Below are 608 nucleotides of genomic sequence, written 5' to 3' on the forward strand. Positions count from 1 at the left end.
CGCGTCATTGACGACGTGGCTCAAACGCACGAACTCGGCCCAGTCGACGAGATCCCCCTCAAGGCCTATCTCCATCAGCCGATGATCGGGGCGTGCGGCCCAGAAGCGTTCCGGTTCTCCAGTCGTGTAGAACTTTCGCGGGTTAATCCACCCAGTTCGAAGTTCCGTGCTCGCACGGGTTGCTCCGACATACAGGGTACGGGCTTCCTCGGCCCAGTTCACCTGGTCGCCATACGGTGCCCGCGCGAGCAACAGCATGACCCGCTCGGCCTCTCGCCCCTTGATCGCATGGATCGTCGACAGCAACGGTCCCGAGCTTCCCTCATGGTCGCTCAGCAGTTCGAGCGGCGGATCTGCAAGACCTTCGGCGATATTGCCAACCGAGATGTCTTCTCGGCCCGAAGCATCCAGATCGAGCAGCATTTCCCAACACTCATCGAGTTTGCGCCATGGCGCTGGGCTCAAGGCCTCAAAGATGGACCGGAAGTCGTTCTGCGACATACGGGTTTCCGACGGCAGGCCGCCGAGCAGTGCGCCGATCCAGGCCTCAACTCTTGGCGGTCGGTCGGGTAGTCTGAGCCTGAAGCTTCTGCCAACCGCGCGCATAT

1 protein-coding gene is annotated in these 608 nt (G+C 61.5%); it reads right to left on the minus strand.

Annotated elements, in window-relative coordinates; genetic code table 11:
* On the minus strand, window positions 1-423 hold a 423-nt coding region (locus tag A6302_RS20710; protein WP_245294189.1), incomplete at its 3' end, for an ATP-binding domain-containing protein.
* Between the last annotated feature and the right edge of the window lie 185 nt (window positions 424-608).

The organism is Methylobrevis pamukkalensis, assembly GCF_001720135.1.
Lineage (GTDB): Bacteria > Pseudomonadota > Alphaproteobacteria > Rhizobiales > Pleomorphomonadaceae > Methylobrevis > Methylobrevis pamukkalensis.